The following is a 16,895-nucleotide window of genomic DNA, read 5'->3' as shown; positions in this document are numbered from 1 at the left end:
CCCCGCTCCTCTCAATTGGTAAAATACTTCAAAAAATTATTTCACTTTGACAATCACCGTAGGATTGAAAGGATACATCCCAAACTTATCACCATAAATTGCCAAACCTCCCGTACCTTCTACGGCCAATCGCAATACGAGTTCGCCCGTTTGTGCAGCTTTTTGAATGGCTTCATTGGGTACTGATACTACCAATTTGTAGCCATAACTCCCCGCTTCTCGTAGTTTTTTGTCTTGGGGTTGATAATGCCACGACAATACCCCCCGATGGTCGGCAGGGTCGTCGGGAATCGACAATTTTCCCGCTGCTACGCCATTAAAACTAAAAGCCACTTCGCTCGGAAACTTGGTCTCATCGGTCATGGGATAAGCATTGGGATTGAGGCTATTGTCGAAAGTACCTCCACCAAGCATATAATTGTCGGCGATTTTGGCTCCTTCTTTTTTGTCTTTTCCAAAAAGCTGTTTTGCCGATGCTTCCATCATAAACGACGCTCCCATGACATTGTCGAGTTTCAAATCCGTTGGCCATTTGATACGATATTCAAAATAACCCGTACCTGCCCCGTTGACTTTCAAGCCGTCCAACACATCCCATTGCTTCAAAGACCATTTGGCGTCGCTAAAAGACTTAGGCTCAATGGATAGCATTCTGAGTTGATTTCCTCCAGGCGTTGGTACTTCGGTCGGCATCGGTTTTTCGATGATGTAAGTATTAAAATTGCGGCTCACGATATTGCCCTTTGCATCTAGCAAAGTCAAAGCCAAAACGACCACGGCTTTTTCGGCGGGCATAATCACGTACACAGGCGATAATGCCTGTTGCATCCACGGCTTGTACGGAATCTTTTGAGTAAATGATTGCCAATTACGTTCTTGCCCCGTAGCGTCCCAGCCATTGAGTTCTACTTTGAGAGTAAGCTCATTTCCTACATCTGCGCGCCCCGTCATCGACGAAATCGTCAGTGGCACTTGTACTACTTCAGTGGGGCGTACACTGTGCGAAATATCCTGCCCCGTAGTGACATAAATCTCAGCGTGCAAATCCTTCAAACTCATCCCCGGCACGAAAGCTTCCAAGCCCGTAAACTTCTTGGTACGGTCGTATTTCCAGTAGCCGTTCCATTCGTTGATCACATCGTGATGCTCCGTATAAAGCCACCCCGACACCAACGGAAACTTCCGAAAAGCATTGATAGCGCGGTGGTAATCCCACGTCCAATCGACATCGCCGCTGCTCCCTTCATATCCCCATACATTGCCAAACTCCGAATTCATATTAGGCTGATTTCCGGCTTTATACCCTTTTTCAAAATTGAATTCAGAACCTGGAAAAGTTTTGGAAGTAAGATTTTTGAGGTATTCTTCCCAACCATAACCGGGCAAGTATTCATGCCAAGAATTGATGTCGGTTTCGGTATGACCCGCCCCGCAGCAGATTGAATTGTCTTCTACCAAGCGCGTAGGGTCAAGGGCTTTGGCTTTGCGGTACATACTTGCTACCCATGCTTGAGTTTCGGGCAAATACTTATCTACTTTTTTTCCATTTTCTTCCACTTTGGAGCGGAGTCCCCATGTTTCATTAAAAACAATCCAAGAAAAAATGGCAGGGTGATTAAAATCCCTTTTGATGAGTTGCGGCAAAACCCGCTCTGATTCGGCGCGAGCTTGGGCATCGGGCTGTCCCCAAAAATTAGGTAAATCCGACATTACCAGCACCCCCAATCTATCGGCCCAATACAACTTCCGTGGCACGTCGATTTTGATGTGGGTTCTAATGCCGTTAAGACCAATATCCTTTGCCAATTTGATTTCGTTGCGCATGAATTCATCCGTTGGAAAAGTATAAAATCCTTCTGGATGGTAAGATTGATCGAGGGTAAGTTGAAGATAAATCGGCTGATTGTTGAGTGCCACATAGGGATAATTGGTACCTGGCAAATTGACCACCGATATTTTACGCATCCCAAAATACGTATTGATTTTATCGCCTCCGAGTTCGGCTTCTACCTCATACAAAAATGGATTTTCTAAAGTCCAAAGTTTGAAATTGGGTAATGAAACATCAAAACTTAGCTCAGTTTGCCCTTTGGCAATGGTCTGAGCGGTGCCGCTAGCATCACGTACGCCAGCAATACTTAGTTTCAGGCTAAGATCTTGAGAAGCTGGTGTGGGTAAAGTAGCCGTTACTTTTACTTTACCATTGTCAATATCGGGAGAAAAATGGAGGGTTTCTAAATAGTCTTTTGCACGGGCTTCCAAGTAAATCGTCTGCCAAATTCCGCGCGCATTTCCGTACCCTTGCTTGCCATAAAGTGCATATTCTCGACGTTTGTCATCTACCCGAATCACCAACTTCTGCGGAGAGCCTGCTTTGACGGTGGGCAATTCAAACTCAAAAGGCACATATCCTCCTTCAAAACTTCCTAATTCTTTACCGTCAAACCACACCGTTGTTTTGTAATCGCTCGCTCCTATTACTACAAATGCCCGTTGCCCTTTCCAAGCTTTTGGAATAGTGATGCTGCGCTGATACCACGCTATATCGGCTTCATCTTTAACGCCCGATAGAGGCGCTCCCCACGGAAAAGGCACTTTGATAGTAAGCGGAAATGCTTGATTTCCCTTGGCCCAGCCCTGTTTGAGGCCTACATCGTCTTTGTCAAACTTAAAAGACCAATCTCCGTTGAGATTGAGCCAATTGGCGCGCTGCCAGTCGGGGCGAGGATGCTCAGGAAGTGGTATCCCATTTTGGGCAAAAAGTGTATGTGACCATATCAAAAACAAGTAGATAGAAAAACGGCGCATAAAGAGAAGATTAGGGTTGGAATCAGAATATTAACTTTTATTTAAAGTAGTTTTTGATGAAAAACTAATGCTTTCTTTACATTTGCGGAGATTCTCTCCTTCCCCAAGCCCTATGAAAAAGTTTTTGAAATGGACTGCAATTGTCCTTGTGAGTCTTGTTTTGGTTTACTTTGTTGGCCCACGTCCACCCAAAGCCATTTTATCTCCTACGCTACCAGTTATTACTTCTGATTTGTCTCAACTCGAAAAATCGATTCAAAATTCGGAAGCTTCTTTCCATCTTAAACTCGACAACGAAGCGCGCATCATTTGGGCTGATACCGCAAAAAAACAAAAAACCCGCTATAGTATTGTGTATATTCATGGATTTGGCGCAAGTTGGGCAGAGGGAGACCCTGTGCATCGGCAGTTGGCTCAAAAATACGGCTGTAATCTCTACTTGGCTCGTCTCAAAGATGCCGGACTCAAAGACCCGGATGCATTCAAAAACCTGACTCCCGAAAATTTTCTGGAGGGAGCCAAACACGCTCTCGCTGTAGGAAAAGCACTGGGTGATAGTGTGATTTTGATAGGATGCTCGGCAGGGGGATTATTGAGTAGCTACTTGGCGGCTTATCACCCCGAAATCAAAGCTCTGTTGCTTTATTCTCCTTGCTTTAAAGTAAATGGTTTAGGAATGATTACCGGCCCTTGGGGGCAGCAGCTATTAACGCTTTTTGCGGGTTCTCACCTCAATTATACACATTTAGAACCCGAAAGAACCCAATATTGGCTTACATCACATCACACCAATGGGCTAATGACCCTCCAGCAAAGTATGGATGCAATAGCCACTCCCGAACTTTTTGGCAAAATCAAAGTACCTACTTTGATTTTGTATTATTATAAAGATGATAACAACCAAGATAAAGTCGTATCAGTAGCAGCAATGCAAGAAGCCTTTGAAGAACTTGGCACTCCTACTGCCCAAAAACGGCAAAAGGCGTTGCCCAATACGGGTGCTCACGTCATTGCATCACATTTTACTTCCAAAGACCTTCAAAGTGTGGTCTCAGAAAGTGAAAAATTTCTAAAAGAAATCGTATTTAAGTAAATCAGGCGTATTGAGGGCGAACAAAAAGCGAAGATGCTCCTAGCACCTCTATATCTTTAAAAGAGAGACGAGGGGCGCTCCATTCTACAACTTGTCGATTGAGGAAGGTTGAAAGCTCATCTATTTTGTGGGCTTTAGCTACTACAGCTTGCAATTTTGACACCAAAACGTAAGTAAGCACTCCTAGTAAAAACGAAGCAGGTTCACGGCGTACTTTGGTGTGCATCACCAACAGATTGACAATGGAGCTTTTCTGACTAGGTAAGAGGCCACCTAAAAGCTGGTCGCCTTTCAAGGCGATGTGTGAAAGGTAAGCAGCATCTGACAAAAGTTCTGCTTCCAGACTAGGGACATTGGCCGTTAATATTTTATTGGAGGCGATGGTTTTACCAATAGGATGAGTCATTTGCTTGGTTAAACAAACCATCAAGCAGGCCAAAGACAAATCAAGTACTTGCTCTGTTTTGGCGGGCGTTTCCCCAAAAAGTTCATTGATTGTGACAACAAAATCTTTTGAAGAATAGACTTCTTTGACGTAGGTAGCAATTGTTTCCATGACGCGACTTATTTGTTAATTATCAAATTAGACTTAAAATCAACAAATAAGTCACTGTCAAACAGAACGATGACCTAGAGCATCCCGAAGTTATTTAAATAATCAGTCACCGAATGACGAATCACTTGATGGGCTTCTTCACGGCCATATACATTGGCAATTTCGCAAGTCATCGGTTCTCCTGGAAGGTTTTTGTAAGTCAAGAAGTAATGTTGAAGACGATTGACAACGCTCTGAGGCAGCTCTGTAATGTCTTTGTATTTGCTATACAATAAGTCATCTTTTAAGACTGCGATGATTTTATCATCGGCCTCTCCTTTGTCAATGAGACGCAGTCCCCCAATTGGAATTGCCTGACAAATAAGGTCACCGTGTGGAATGGTACTTTCACAAAGTACGCAGATGTCGAGGGGGTCACCGTCGCCCTCTTTGATGTCGGCACGCCCCGATTGCTGACGCGCATAATCGGCGATGGCATCACCGCAATAAGTCTTAGGTACAAAGCCGTATAAAGCCGGAACAATGTTAGAATATTTTTGGGGACGGTCTATTTTAAGATAGCCCGTCGTTTTGTCAATTTCGTATTTTACAGTATCGGTAGGTACGATTTCGATAAAGGCAGTGACAGTATGAGGAGCATTATCGCCCAACGGAATACCATGCCAAGGATGAGATTTATATACGCTTTTCAAGGCTAGTTGTATGTTTCGTTTGATGGTTGAACTATTTTTCGTAGCAAATGTAATCAACCATCCCAAATGGTTTTGTGTTTTTCATAAAATTGTGGATTTTGCAACATATAATCTATAAATGATGATAACCTTTGTACTGATAGGAATCTTATTGATAGTATTGGGAGGGTATATTTGGCAGAAACAGGCCATTTGGCTCCTTTCAAACTTCGATGAATCTACGACCGAAAATAAACCAGGCTTATCCAAATGGGCAGGGAAATGGCTCATTGTGATGGGGATTTGGTCGATATCCATCGGAATCGCAATGAATTATTGGAACACAGATTCGGCGCAGATTGCTCTTCCCCTTATTTTTGTGGCGGGTATTGTTATCATGAGCCTGCTTTATTTGATAGGTGGTCAGAAGTATTTAAAAAAATAAAAATACCTCCAATTTTCATCAAAATCTAAGAATCAACCATGAGTGAAATAAAAGTTCCAACTATGGCCGAAATGGCTGCCAACGGCGAAACGCCCGAAATTTTGTTTTGGGTGGGTTGTGCAGGCTCTTTCGATGACCGATACAAAAAAGTCACTGTTGCTTTCGTCAAAATTTTAAATAAAGTCGGTATTAAATTTGCGGTTCTAGGCACCGAAGAATCTTGTACAGGCGACCCTGCCCGCCGTGCTGGCAATGAATTTTTGTTTCAAATGCAAGCCGTTGCCAATGTACAAGTATTAGATATGTATGGGGTTAAAAAAATTGTCACGGCTTGTCCTCACTGTTTCAATACCCTCAAAAATGAATATCCAGCTTTGGGAGGTCATTATGAAGTACTACATCACTCAGAGTTTTTACAACAACTTATCAATGCGGGCAAAATCAAAATAGAAGGAGGCGGGGATTTTAAAGGTCGCAAAATCACCTTCCACGATTCATGTTATTTGGGCCGAGCCAACGACGTCTACGAAGCTCCTCGCTCCATACTTGAAGCACTCGACGTGGATTTGGTAGAAATGAAACGTACTAAAGCCAAAGGTCTGTGCTGCGGCGCAGGCGGAGCTCAGATGTTTAAAGAACCAGAAAAGGGAAAAAAAGACATCAACATCGAACGCATCGAAGAAGCACTAGAAACAGGTGCTACTACGGTTGCCGTAGGTTGTCCTTTTTGTATGGTCATGATGAGTGATGGTATCAAAAACAAAGAAAAGGAAGACTCTGTCAAAGTCTATGACCTCGCGGAACTAGTCGAACAAAGTTTAAGTTAATAGCGTATAAATTCGGGTAAGCTACTATCCACTTCATTTATTTTTGCCACTGCCAATCAGTGACAATTTTTAAAATCTAAACATTTTAGCTATGTATCTTCCTTTTGACGAAATAGATTTTGAAGCCCGCGTCTGGATTTACCAAGCCAATCGCTCGTTGACTCATGATGAGGTTAGTACCCTCACTGAAACCCTCATCGCAGCTCTCGATGGTTGGGAAGCTCATGGTTTAGCACTCACAGCCTCAGGAAAGATATTTTTAAACCGATTTGTGGTGATTGCCGTCGATGAGGCTAAAGAGCTACCAAGCGGATGTTCGATTGATAAATCCACAAGGTGGATGCAAGAAATTGGGGGACAATTAGGGATTGATTTCTTTGACCGTTCACTGGCTTATCTTGATGATGACAATAATCTTCAGACAGTGTCAGTTTCGCAAATCAAAGCCGCAATCTCTACAGGCGATATTCTCCCCGATTCTATAGTTTTTGATAATACAGTAGCTACCAAAGCTCAATGGATGAAGCGCTGGAAAGCCCAAGCTCAAAACACTTGGCTCAAAAAATATTTCGCTGCTTTAAATGTATAAACGCAGGGAGCGTTTTGAACGCTCCCTGCGTTATTGCTACTCCTCTGCTGATTTTTGGGCAATTATCACCCCATTTTTTATTCAATTCAGCTCTCCTATTTTAGCTTCCTTACAGCTTATATTCCTTGTGATGAGGAGATTATAAAAAGCATACTTTATGGCACGACAATTTTAAGCATTAGAAGGATACTACTTCTATTTTTTATGAAAAATGTCATTCAAGTTGCTTTAGCCTGGGTTGTTTTAATAGGATTCTACAGTTGTAAACCTATTGAAAAAACGGACGAAAATCTTACCAAAGAATTAGAAGCACCCGACACCTACCGCCGTATTGCGGATTACAGTTCACAAATCGGCATAGATACTTCTTCTCTCAAAAACAAAAGTGCTTGGGGACTATTGGAAGAAATCAGTTATGGTCATAAACCCCACTATCTCCGCTACACCGCCAAAGTAAAACCTATTGACTCTACGCACATCCGCGAAATCGGTTGGGCTTTGGTTGACAAAAAAGGAAAAAATGCGGATAAGGTTTTGCCTTCTCTTGAACCTTCTTTTCCTTCTTATACTCAACTCAAACAACATTACCGCCGCCTCTTAGAGCAAGATCAAACCGATAGTGCAGCTATCGTAGCAGAGTCGTTGAATGCCTATCGTTGGATAAACCGTCAGTCTCAAGATGCCGACCGCTTAGTGATTGTCAATACGCGTGGGGCTTATCTTAAAGGATTGGATGCTGACGGCAATCAACAGATAGCAATGCGCGTAGTAGTAGGCAAAACCTCCTCTCCTACTCCCGGTATAGATACTTATGCTACCAATGTCATCATGTATCCTTATTGGAATGTTCCGAAAAATATTGCACTCAAAGAGATTTTACCAAAAATCAAGCAAGATGCCGACTATCTAGCTCGCAATAGTATTGAAGTTATCAATAAAGAGGGTGAAGTAATGGATAATGAAGAAGTTGACTGGGATGATATGACCCCCGATAATTTCCCGTATCGTTTTCGTCAAGAAAATGGCGAAGGAAATTCTCTAGGACTCATGAAAGTAAACATCAAAAATCCGTTGGCGATTTATTTGCACGATACCAATGCCCGCACTCTATTTGATAGTACACAACGTTGGCGTAGCCACGGATGTGTAAGACTTCAAAACCCCGCCCAACTCGCCAATTTCTTAGCTGGCAAGGACTGGGTGAAAGATGATTTTATGAATGAGCCACAAACTCATAAAGAGCCTCAATCAAACCCTCTCAAAAAACGAATCCCGGTCTTTATACTATATCTAGGTGCTGATGTCAACGAAAATGGGCAGCTTGTGTTTTTCAAAGACGTGTATCAGTGGGAACGCAAATGGAGTTAGGAATCATTTCTGAACATTCCTATCATCTTTGATTTTTTGAGATAGGCTATATCAGGATAATACAAAAAAAGACCCGCCCCGTTTGACAACAAAGAAATCAACTTAGGAGTATCGGCTACCGACACCGCTGGACACCCTTGACTACGACCAAGTCTACCAGTACGACGAATAAACTCCTCACTTACGTAGTCGGCACCATGCATCACAATAGCTCTCTCGTAGGCGCGGTGATTAATATTTTCTTCAAGCCCTTGCAATCGGAGCGAAAGACCGTGCTTACCTTGGTAGGTAGTCAATGCTCTATAAAATCCAAGGCTAGACTGATAAGAGGAATTTTGATTGGAGAATTTACGGGCATATTCTTCACCCGAATTACGGCCATGAGCCACGTAAGTATTATAAATAAGCTTGCGGGCTTTGATATCAATGACGTAGAGGCGCTTTTGACGCGAAGATTGACTAAAATCAGCAATTGCTAAAACTGGTTTTTCAAATTTAGCTTTTTGAAAACCATTCCATGCAAAACGAAAACCATCCAACGATAAACCCGCTTCTTGCAAATGTAGAGAATCATACAATGTTTGCCACTCAGGAAGAGATACTATCTTGTGTTTGAAATGAACCGACGCGCTATCGTTAGCAGAATCAGCAGATGTAAGTGAGAGATAAAAAGGAGAATCTTTTTTTTGAAATCCAACAAGCGCAATCAGCAACAAGGCCCCTACACTTACCAACATCACGAGTTTTTTCATTCGTAAGATGACTTTTTAGGTTTTTACTCAATGAAACACTTGGAGACAACACCATTCTGAAAGGCTTTGGTTCCCTCAGAGAAGCTTCTTAAAACAACGACCAAAGTTACAAAAGCCATATAATAATTGCTTAATTATCGCCATTCTCCCTTATTTTTGGCGTCGAAGCTCCTTATTAAGCCTTAGATAGTATGAAAATTTTATTGATTGAAGACGATATTAAAATTATTCAATCTCTGCGAAAAGGGTTGGAAGAGAATGGCTGTGAGGTAGATATTGCTTACGACGGACTTATTGGAAAGCACTTGGCTCGTAAAAATGAATACAACGTCATTGTGTCCGATATTATCATTCCGGGTATCAACGGCGTGCAACTTTGCCAAGAACTCCGTCAAGAAGGAGTACAAACACCCTTTATCATGCTTACAGCCCTAGGAGCTTTAGAAGAAAAACTCATCGGATTTGATGCTGGAGCAGACGATTATTTAGTCAAGCCTTTTGATTTTTTAGAATTATTGGCTCGCATCAGGGTCGTTACCAAACGCATACAAGCTGAGCCTATCTCAGTCAATGTACTACGCTACGCCGACTTAGAGATGAACCTCACCACCCGCGAGGTTTTTAGGGGAAATCAGCGCATCGACCTCACTGGTAAAGAATACTCCTTATTGGAGTATTTACTACGTAATTCTGAAAGAGTATTGTCGAAAGTAGATATTGCCGAAAAAGTATGGGATATCCGCTTCGATACAGGTACCAACATCATCGAAGTATATATTACACTCTTACGTAAAAAAATTGACAAAGATTTTAAAGTCAAACTTATCCATACTCATTATGGCGTAGGGTACGTACTCAAACAAGAATAAACGATGCAAATACGTACCAAACTCACTCTGCAATTTGCACTACTAGTCTCAGCTATTATGCTCGTGGCTTTCGTAACAGTGTATTTGCTGAGGCTCAATTATGTGGAGCAGGAGTTTTATAAACGGCTCAGACACAAAGCCATCACTACCTGTGAGTTGCTGGTAAAGGTAGAAGGGGTAGATTCAAAACTACTTCGCAAAATCGACAAGACCAATTACGACGTTTTGCACAATGAAAATCTGACGATTTATGACCATGCAAACAATGAGCTTTATACTAGCAATGAATCATTGTATTATCATATTACGCCCGAAATCCTTGACGAAATTAGGCTCGAAAAAGAAGTTCAGTTTTCAGAAGACAACGCCAAAATAATTGGCATCTTATATACCGACCGCTTCAATAGAGTGGTATGTGTAGCTGGAGCCGAAGACAAATTCGGCCAAGAAGAACTCAATAGCCTTTTCCGAATCTTGACAGGAATGTATTTTGGATTAATCGGCCTTGTTGTCATGGCAGGGTGGTATTTTGCTGGTCAAGCGATGAAACCTATATCTAATGCCATCGGCCAAGTCAATCAAATTTATCCTAAACTGATTGACCAACGCCTTTCGGTACAAAATCCCCGCGACGAAATAGGCCAACTCACTAGCACCTTCAATACCCTCCTCGACCGCATCGGTGAAGTGTTTAGACTCCAAAATTTATTTATTTCGAATGTATCGCACGAGCTCAAAAATCCCCTCATGCGTATGGGGGCGCAGCTCGATGTAGCTCTTCTTAAAGACCGGAGCGAAGCCGAATATCAGCAAACACTCCTATCAGTCAGAGAAGATATCCGTGATTTAGGTCAACTCTCCGAAACGCTGCTAGAGCTTGCCAAAGTCAATGACCAAAACCGCACCTTAATTTATACCGATGTTCGTATCGACGAAATCGTCTGGGATGCGCGTGAGCTTCTCCTCAAAGCCGAGCCTAGCTATCAAGTACAAGTACAGTTTTTGAGTACGATTGAAGACGACAATCAGCTCATCGTGAAAGCCAATCATCATTTGATGAAAACTGCCATTGTCAATCTGATGGAAAATGGCTGCAAGTTTTCGCCCAATCATCAAGTAGTAGTAGATGTATTTCCCAAAGAAAACTTGATTGAGGTTCGTTTTACCAATACAGGCATCGTGATTTCGCCCAAAGACTTACCTTATATATTTCAGCCTTTTTATCGCAGCGATAATACCACTACCATCAAAGGCTATGGCGTGGGGTTGTCGTTGGTGGAGCGTATCGCCAAACTTCACGGAAGCAGCATCCAAGCCACTTCAGAAGACACTTCCCAAACCACTTTCTTTTCGCTCTTGATTCCATACCATTTTTCCGAGCATTTATCCTAACTTTTAGTGAGTTTTTAACATTTCATTCATAAGTTTTTAAGGATTGACCTGTTTCTTTGCAATCAAATCTAACCCGCAAGTCAAACAGGGTTAAAAAAAAGTTAGGTACAAATGGTCGTTTGAATGAAGTCAAGAATTTTGCCCCAGTATGGCAATGTGTACCACCGACCCGCCCGCGAGCACAACAAAAAGCTTGCTTTTTATTGCTTACTAGGTATTACGGTGTGCCTCACATTCACTTGTCTCTATCAGTGGGTTGCCCAACGTGACATGATAGAACAAACCAACCGTGCGATATTGAGGCAAGACTCTCTCGAAGCGGTAAAGTTGTCACAAGAGAAAATTATTTTTTTGATGCGCGACACGATTGCCCAACTTCGAAAGACCAATCAATCACTTATTCTGAAAAAGAATAATTTGGTATTAAAAAATAATTTGTGAGAAAAAGCGGAAAATGAAGGTAACATACGATTTGGTTGACTAGCAATGACGAGCCCAGATACTAGGCTCGTCATTCTTATTTTATCACAATCTGTAGCCACAATCTGTTTGGCCTATATTTATTCTAATTTTTTATTGGTTTTAGCAAACTTTTAATAGTTCCTTAATGAGTTTTTAAGGTTTGCCGAAGATTTTTGTGTTGAGTCTATTTTAAATGATCGTCCTAAGTGTTTGCCATCACACGAGCGAGAAAGTCTTTCTCGCTCGTGTCTTTTTTGAAAAGCCTAGCTTCATTAAATCAACCCTGCTGTTTTGAACATAAAGATGAAGTACAAAATTAAAAACAGAGCACCTTCCCAAGCAGAGATACGCTTGTCTTGCGCCAACAAATAAAAGAAGGCCGAAGCTACTACCAACATCGGCAATGCCAGTGACAGCACTTGTCCACTAGCGGTGAGATTACCAGCCCAACTTGCTACGCCCGGAATGACAAGTAAATTAAAAATACAAGAGCCCATTACATTGCCAATCGCTAAAGAAGCTTTCCCTTTTTTGACAGAGAAATAATTGACGGCCAATTCGGGAAGGGTTGTTCCCAATGACAAAATAGTAAGAGCAATAATAGAAGACGGAATTTCGAGGATTTCGGCGATTTTGGTAATGCTTAAAACGGTATAATCGGCGCCCAAATAGATACCTACCCCAGACCCTCCTAAAATCAACAAAATTTTACCCCATGATGGTACCGTCTCTGGCACATCTTCGGGTTCATCTTCGCTACCCGCTTTGAGAAGATATAAACTATATACTACAAATATCACCAATAAAAATGCACCTTCTCGCCATGTAAGTACACCTTCTTGAAAAAATAAATAAAATACTAAAGCTGCCCCAAGCAAATAATGCAAGTCAATCATGAGATAACGCTTTCCCAATTCAATAGTACGGCGGTTGAGCAGGGCGGTAGTTCCTACTATCAAAAATAAATTGGAAATATTAGAGCCTACTAGGTTTCCGGCCACAATCTCCGCATGACCTGATGAAACCGACACTAATGCTGTCACTAATTCGGGAAGAGAGGTACCGATTCCTACGATGAAAATACCTGTGACAAAAGAAGGCAGTTTTAACCGCTGCCCTGCGCCCTCGGCCGCATTGGTAAAATACTGAGCCGCCACCAATAAAACCGCTAAACTTCCTACAAAAACTAAAATCCAATTCAAAATCATTTTCCCAAAAATTTGATAGAGACCTTTCTTAAATCCGTCTATTTAAGAAATAACAAGTATGCAAAATTGTTGTTTTTTATGGAATTAACGAGTTTTTAACGACTTTTTAAGGATTGAGTCCGAAATTTGTATGTATGTTAACTTTACTATTCAATTATGATTACTTTCATTATTGCCGTCTTTGTGATTGGCTATATACTCATTACGCTTGAACACAACATCCACATAAACAAAACTGCTTCGGCCTTACTTACAGGAGTCATCTGCTGGACATTATACGCATTTTCTAGCACCGATACCCACCACATTACCGAAGAACTTTCGCACCACTTAGCGGGTATTGCCGAAATCGCCTTTTTTTTATTGGGAGCGATGACTATCGTGGAGCTTATCGACGCCCACCAAGGTTTCAGTGTCATTACGGATCGAATTCATACCAAAGACGCGCGCTCATTGCTATGGATTATTAGTATTCTTACTTTTTTTCTTTCTGCCGCTCTCGACAATCTTACCACAGCGATTGTGATGGTATCACTATTGCGTAAAATCATTCGCGACGATGATATGCGGCGTTTTTTTGCGGGGATTGTCATTATTGCGGCCAATGCCGGCGGCGCTTGGTCACCTCTAGGAGATGTTACAACCACCATGCTCTGGATTGGTGGACAAATCTCCGCCACCAATGTCATCAAAGTATTGATTATTCCTAGCCTCGTCGCACTGATTGTACCCCTTATTTATTTGTCTTTTCGTCTGAAGGGAAACATCGCTACTCCTAGAGCTTCCAAAAAACAGGAGGAAGTATCAGATTTTGAACGCAATACCATGTTTGGAGTAGGTTTGGGAATGTTGCTATTTGTCCCTATTTTCAAAACTGTCACTCACCTTCCTCCTTACATGGGGATATTGCTCGCCCTCGGAACCGTCTGGGCCGTTTCAGAAATATTGCACTCCAAAAAAGATGAAGAAGACCGTAAACCTTTCACAGCTGCCCATGCTCTTAGCAAAATCGACACCAGTAGTATTTTGTTTTTCATGGGGATTTTGTTGGCTATTGGTGTACTCGAAGTGACGCACACGCTAAGTGTATTGGCAGGTTGGATGAACGATACAATTGGCAATCTTGACGCTATTGTGTTTATCATTGGGATTGCATCGGCAGTCATTGACAATGTACCGCTGGTAGCCGCTTCTATGGGTATGTATGACTTGGCTACTTACCCTCAAGACCACCGTATTTGGGAGTTTTTGGCATACTGTGCTGGTACAGGTGGAAGTATGCTCATCATAGGTTCGGCAGCGGGTGTAGCCGTAATGGGGATGGAGCGTATCAGTTTTTTTTGGTATCTCAAGCGCATCAGTTTATTGGCGCTGCTAGGCTATGTGGCAGGTGCTGCGGTATTTTTGCTGATGTAAAATACCCAAAGGAGGGGCTTTTATTGTAACTTTGCTTATGTCAACATCCAAAAATCATTTTCATCAGCAAAGCTAGTTATGCAACAAATCTTGAAATCACTTGGTCTCTCCCACCTCAACGAAGGTATCAGCACGGGTGCAGCATCTTGGCAAGGACAAGGAGAGGAAATCTCTTCTTTCTCCCCCGTGGATGGACATCTCATCGGAAAAGTAAATGCTGCTTCGCGCGAAGATTATGAAACGGTCATAGGGCAGGCACAAGAAGCCTTCAAAACTTGGCGGCTTGTGCCTGCTCCCAAACGCGGCGAAATCGTTCGGCAAATGGGGGAACAGTTTCGCCAATACAAAACCGAACTCGGCACCCTCGTAAGCTACGAAATGGGCAAAAGTCTACAAGAAGGTTTAGGCGAAGTCCAAGAAATTATTGATATATGTGATTTTGCGGTAGGGTTGTCGCGTCAGCTTTATGGACTTAGTATGCACAGCGAGCGCCCCTCCCACCGCATGTATGAGCAGTGGCATCCGCTTGGCATTGTGGGTATCATTTCGGCCTTCAATTTTCCCGTAGCTGTGTGGTCATGGAATTCGATGTTGGCGTGGGTTTGTGGTGATGTATGTGTATGGAAGCCTTCCGAAAAAACACCCTTGACTGCTATCGCTTGTCAGTATATCATTAAAGAAGTATTGAAAACCAACAACGTACCTGAAGGTGTATCAGGCTTGGTGGTAGGAGGTCGCGAAGTAGGCGAATGGCTCTCTCACGATGTGCGGATTCCGCTCGTGTCGGCTACAGGTAGTACTCGCATGGGTAAAGCCGTAGGCCAAGCCGTGGGTGGTCGTTTAGGGCGTAGTTTGCTAGAATTAGGTGGCAACAACGCCATCATCGTTTCGTCACAAGCCGACTTGCCACTGGCGATTCCAGCCATTGTGTTTGGTGCAGTAGGCACGGCAGGACAACGCTGCACAAGCACCCGCCGCCTGATTGTTCACGAAACTATTTACGAAGAAGTAAAAACCCGATTGGCCAAAGCCTACGCCCAACTTCGCATTGGCAATCCTCTCGATGCTCACTATCATGTAGGCCCATTGATTGACACCGACGCGGTCGCGAACTACCAATCCGCCGTGCAGGCTATTGAGGCTCAAGGAGGTACTTTTGTAGTACCACCGGCGGTGTTGAGCGGGGAGGCGTTTGCGTCGGGTTGTTATGTGGCTCCCTGTATTGCCGAGGTCCAAAATCACTGGCATATTGTACAACACGAGACTTTTGCGCCTATTCTGTACCTTATCAAATATACTACTTTAGACGAAGCCATTGCCTTGCAAAACGGAGTTCCTCAAGGACTTTCGTCGGCAATATTTACGCTCAATCTCCGCGAAGCCGAGGTATTTTTGAGTCAAGCGGGTTCAGATTGCGGTATTGCCAACGTCAATATTGGTACTTCTGGTGCCGAAATTGGCGGTGCTTTTGGTGGTGAAAAAGAGACGGGCGGCGGACGAGAATCAGGCTCTGATGCTTGGAAGGCCTATATGCGCCGCCAAACCAACACCATCAACTACGGCACTACCCTCCCCTTAGCACAAGGTATCAAATTTGAGATATAGAAAGATTGAGATATAAATCATTATGATTTTTTGCCGCTTTGATTAAAGTCCGAGACTTTATTCCGTTTTCGTCCCGATGTTGTGTCGGGACGAAAAATAGCTTTCCTCTACATGATTTCGATGACAAACTGGCGCTACGTCTCTGACGCAAAGCCTACAAATTTTATCTCAGATGCTCAAAAAATATTCAGTACTCATCGGAGTTATTTGTTCAGGAATCTTGCTGCTGATAGCAACGAGTCTATATCCGGGAGGGTCATGGTCTGATAAAAATATGGTGGGCTTCGATTGGACTAAAAACTTTATCAGTAATCTATTTGCACCCATTGCCTTGAATGGTTCTCTCAATCCTTCAAGAAATTGGGCCAATGCCGGAATGATTTTTCTTTCTTTAAGTTTAGCCTTATTTTTTATTGATTTTTCTAAGAAAATCCCTCGAAAGGGCGCCTCCAACGTCATTAAATATTGGGGTGCAGGTAGTGCGATTTGTACTTTTTTAATCGCCACACCCTGGCACGACATCATGGTTACGATTGCAAGCACCATGTTTCTCCTAGCTTTTTTTTACATTACTGTTTTTGTCTTAAAATCAAGACTTCATTTATTTAAGTTCTTGTGTATCATTTGCCTTCTTATCTTTTACTATACTTTATACCTCTATGGTGCTGGTGATTTTGCATGGTTACCTATCATGCAAAAAATCACCTTTGCCAGTGCGATAGGTGTGATTTTATTGTTGCAACATTTCACCCAAAAAGAAGACTTCCAACACCTTATTAGCTCTTAATCCAATACTCCCAAGCCCAGGCATAAGACTGATAAACTTTCCAATAA

16 protein-coding genes are annotated in these 16,895 nt (G+C 42.6%); 11 read left to right on the top strand and 5 right to left on the bottom strand.

All coding sequences use genetic code 11. The annotated features are described in order from the left end of the window. Nucleotides 1-36: 36 nt before the first annotated feature. Nucleotides 37-2,808, bottom strand: a complete 2,772-nt coding sequence (locus tag P1X15_RS06075) for a glycoside hydrolase family 2 protein (protein ID WP_277337255.1) — start codon at nt 2,806-2,808, stop codon at nt 37-39. Between the two features lie 112 nt (nt 2,809-2,920). On the opposite strand from P1X15_RS06075, the gene P1X15_RS06070 reads away from it, so the two are divergent. Then, the gene (locus tag P1X15_RS06070; protein ID WP_277337254.1) at nt 2,921-3,901 is read left to right on the top strand and encodes a carboxylesterase; all 981 of its coding nucleotides are present in this window, start codon (nt 2,921-2,923) and stop codon (nt 3,899-3,901) included. Between the two features lies 1 nt (nt 3,902). Here the strand turns inward: P1X15_RS06070 and P1X15_RS06065 are convergent, their stop codons facing one another. Then, nucleotides 3,903-4,457 carry a hypothetical protein gene (locus tag P1X15_RS06065; RefSeq protein ID WP_277337253.1) on the bottom strand — a complete coding sequence of 185 codons (555 nt, stop codon included), beginning with the start codon at nt 4,455-4,457 and terminating at the stop codon, nt 3,903-3,905. A gap of 74 nt (nt 4,458-4,531) precedes the next feature. Next, nucleotides 4,532-5,149, bottom strand: coding sequence for an inorganic pyrophosphatase (locus tag P1X15_RS06060; protein WP_028664996.1), 618 nt, complete (start codon nt 5,147-5,149; stop codon nt 4,532-4,534). A gap of 118 nt (nt 5,150-5,267) precedes the next feature. Between P1X15_RS06060 and P1X15_RS06055 the strand changes: the two genes are divergently transcribed. The 4 genes from P1X15_RS06055 (at nt 5,268) to P1X15_RS06040 (ending at nt 8,357) form a co-directional block, all read left to right on the top strand. After that, entirely contained in the window at nt 5,268-5,573 is a 306-nt protein-coding gene (locus P1X15_RS06055) for a DUF3784 domain-containing protein (protein ID WP_277337252.1), read from the top strand. 38 nt (nt 5,574-5,611) lie between these two features. After that, on the top strand, nt 5,612-6,400 hold the full coding sequence (locus tag P1X15_RS06050) for a (Fe-S)-binding protein (RefSeq protein WP_277337251.1): 789 nt from the start codon (nt 5,612-5,614) through the stop codon (nt 6,398-6,400). Nucleotides 6,401-6,491: 91 nt separating this feature from the next. Next, complete coding sequence (locus P1X15_RS06045; protein WP_277337250.1) at nt 6,492-6,989, top strand: hypothetical protein; 498 nt, start codon at nt 6,492-6,494, stop codon at nt 6,987-6,989. A 204-nt stretch (nt 6,990-7,193) separates the two neighbouring features. Further along, a complete protein-coding gene (locus tag P1X15_RS06040; RefSeq protein ID WP_277337249.1) occupies nt 7,194-8,357 on the top strand; it encodes a L,D-transpeptidase family protein in 1,164 nt (387 codons plus the stop codon). Here P1X15_RS06040 and P1X15_RS06035 read toward each other — a convergent pair. Then, nucleotides 8,354-9,109: a murein L,D-transpeptidase catalytic domain family protein gene (locus P1X15_RS06035; RefSeq protein WP_277337248.1), complete on the bottom strand. Its 756-nt coding sequence runs from the start codon at nt 9,107-9,109 to the stop codon at nt 8,354-8,356. The two genes, P1X15_RS06040 and P1X15_RS06035, sit on opposite strands and share 4 nt — an antisense overlap. A gap of 191 nt (nt 9,110-9,300) precedes the next feature. On the opposite strand from P1X15_RS06035, the gene P1X15_RS06030 reads away from it, so the two are divergent. From P1X15_RS06030 to P1X15_RS06020, 3 genes are all read left to right on the top strand, one after another. After that, nucleotides 9,301-9,978: a response regulator gene (locus tag P1X15_RS06030; RefSeq protein ID WP_277337247.1), complete on the top strand. Its 678-nt coding sequence runs from the start codon at nt 9,301-9,303 to the stop codon at nt 9,976-9,978. Nucleotides 9,979-9,981: 3 nt separating this feature from the next. Continuing rightward, the gene (locus tag P1X15_RS06025; protein WP_277337246.1) at nt 9,982-11,370 is read left to right on the top strand and encodes a HAMP domain-containing sensor histidine kinase; all 1,389 of its coding nucleotides are present in this window, start codon (nt 9,982-9,984) and stop codon (nt 11,368-11,370) included. A 123-nt stretch (nt 11,371-11,493) separates the two neighbouring features. Next, entirely contained in the window at nt 11,494-11,811 is a 318-nt protein-coding gene (locus P1X15_RS06020) for a hypothetical protein (RefSeq protein ID WP_277337245.1), read from the top strand. Between the two features lie 293 nt (nt 11,812-12,104). Here P1X15_RS06020 and P1X15_RS06015 read toward each other — a convergent pair whose 3' ends face one another. Then, complete coding sequence (locus P1X15_RS06015; RefSeq protein ID WP_277337244.1) at nt 12,105-13,040, bottom strand: sodium:calcium antiporter; 936 nt, start codon at nt 13,038-13,040, stop codon at nt 12,105-12,107. Nucleotides 13,041-13,196: 156 nt separating this feature from the next. Here P1X15_RS06015 and nhaD point away from each other — a divergent pair, with 156 nt between their 5' ends. From nhaD to P1X15_RS06000, 3 genes are all read left to right on the top strand, one after another. Then, entirely contained in the window at nt 13,197-14,456 is a 1,260-nt protein-coding gene (gene nhaD, locus P1X15_RS06010) for a sodium:proton antiporter NhaD (protein WP_277337243.1), read from the top strand. Nucleotides 14,457-14,534: 78 nt separating this feature from the next. Further along, nucleotides 14,535-16,061, top strand: coding sequence for an aldehyde dehydrogenase family protein (locus P1X15_RS06005; RefSeq protein ID WP_277337242.1), 1,527 nt, complete (start codon nt 14,535-14,537; stop codon nt 16,059-16,061). Nucleotides 16,062-16,233: 172 nt separating this feature from the next. Continuing rightward, entirely contained in the window at nt 16,234-16,848 is a 615-nt protein-coding gene (locus tag P1X15_RS06000; protein ID WP_277337241.1) for a hypothetical protein, read from the top strand. Nucleotides 16,849-16,895 lie beyond the last annotated feature (47 nt).

The sequence above is a fragment of the Runella sp. MFBS21 genome, from assembly GCF_029433105.1.
Taxonomy (GTDB): Bacteria; Bacteroidota; Bacteroidia; order Cytophagales; family Spirosomataceae; genus Runella.
The sequence above is the reverse complement of the archived record's forward strand: the minus strand, read 5'-3'. Positions and strand labels throughout refer to the sequence as shown.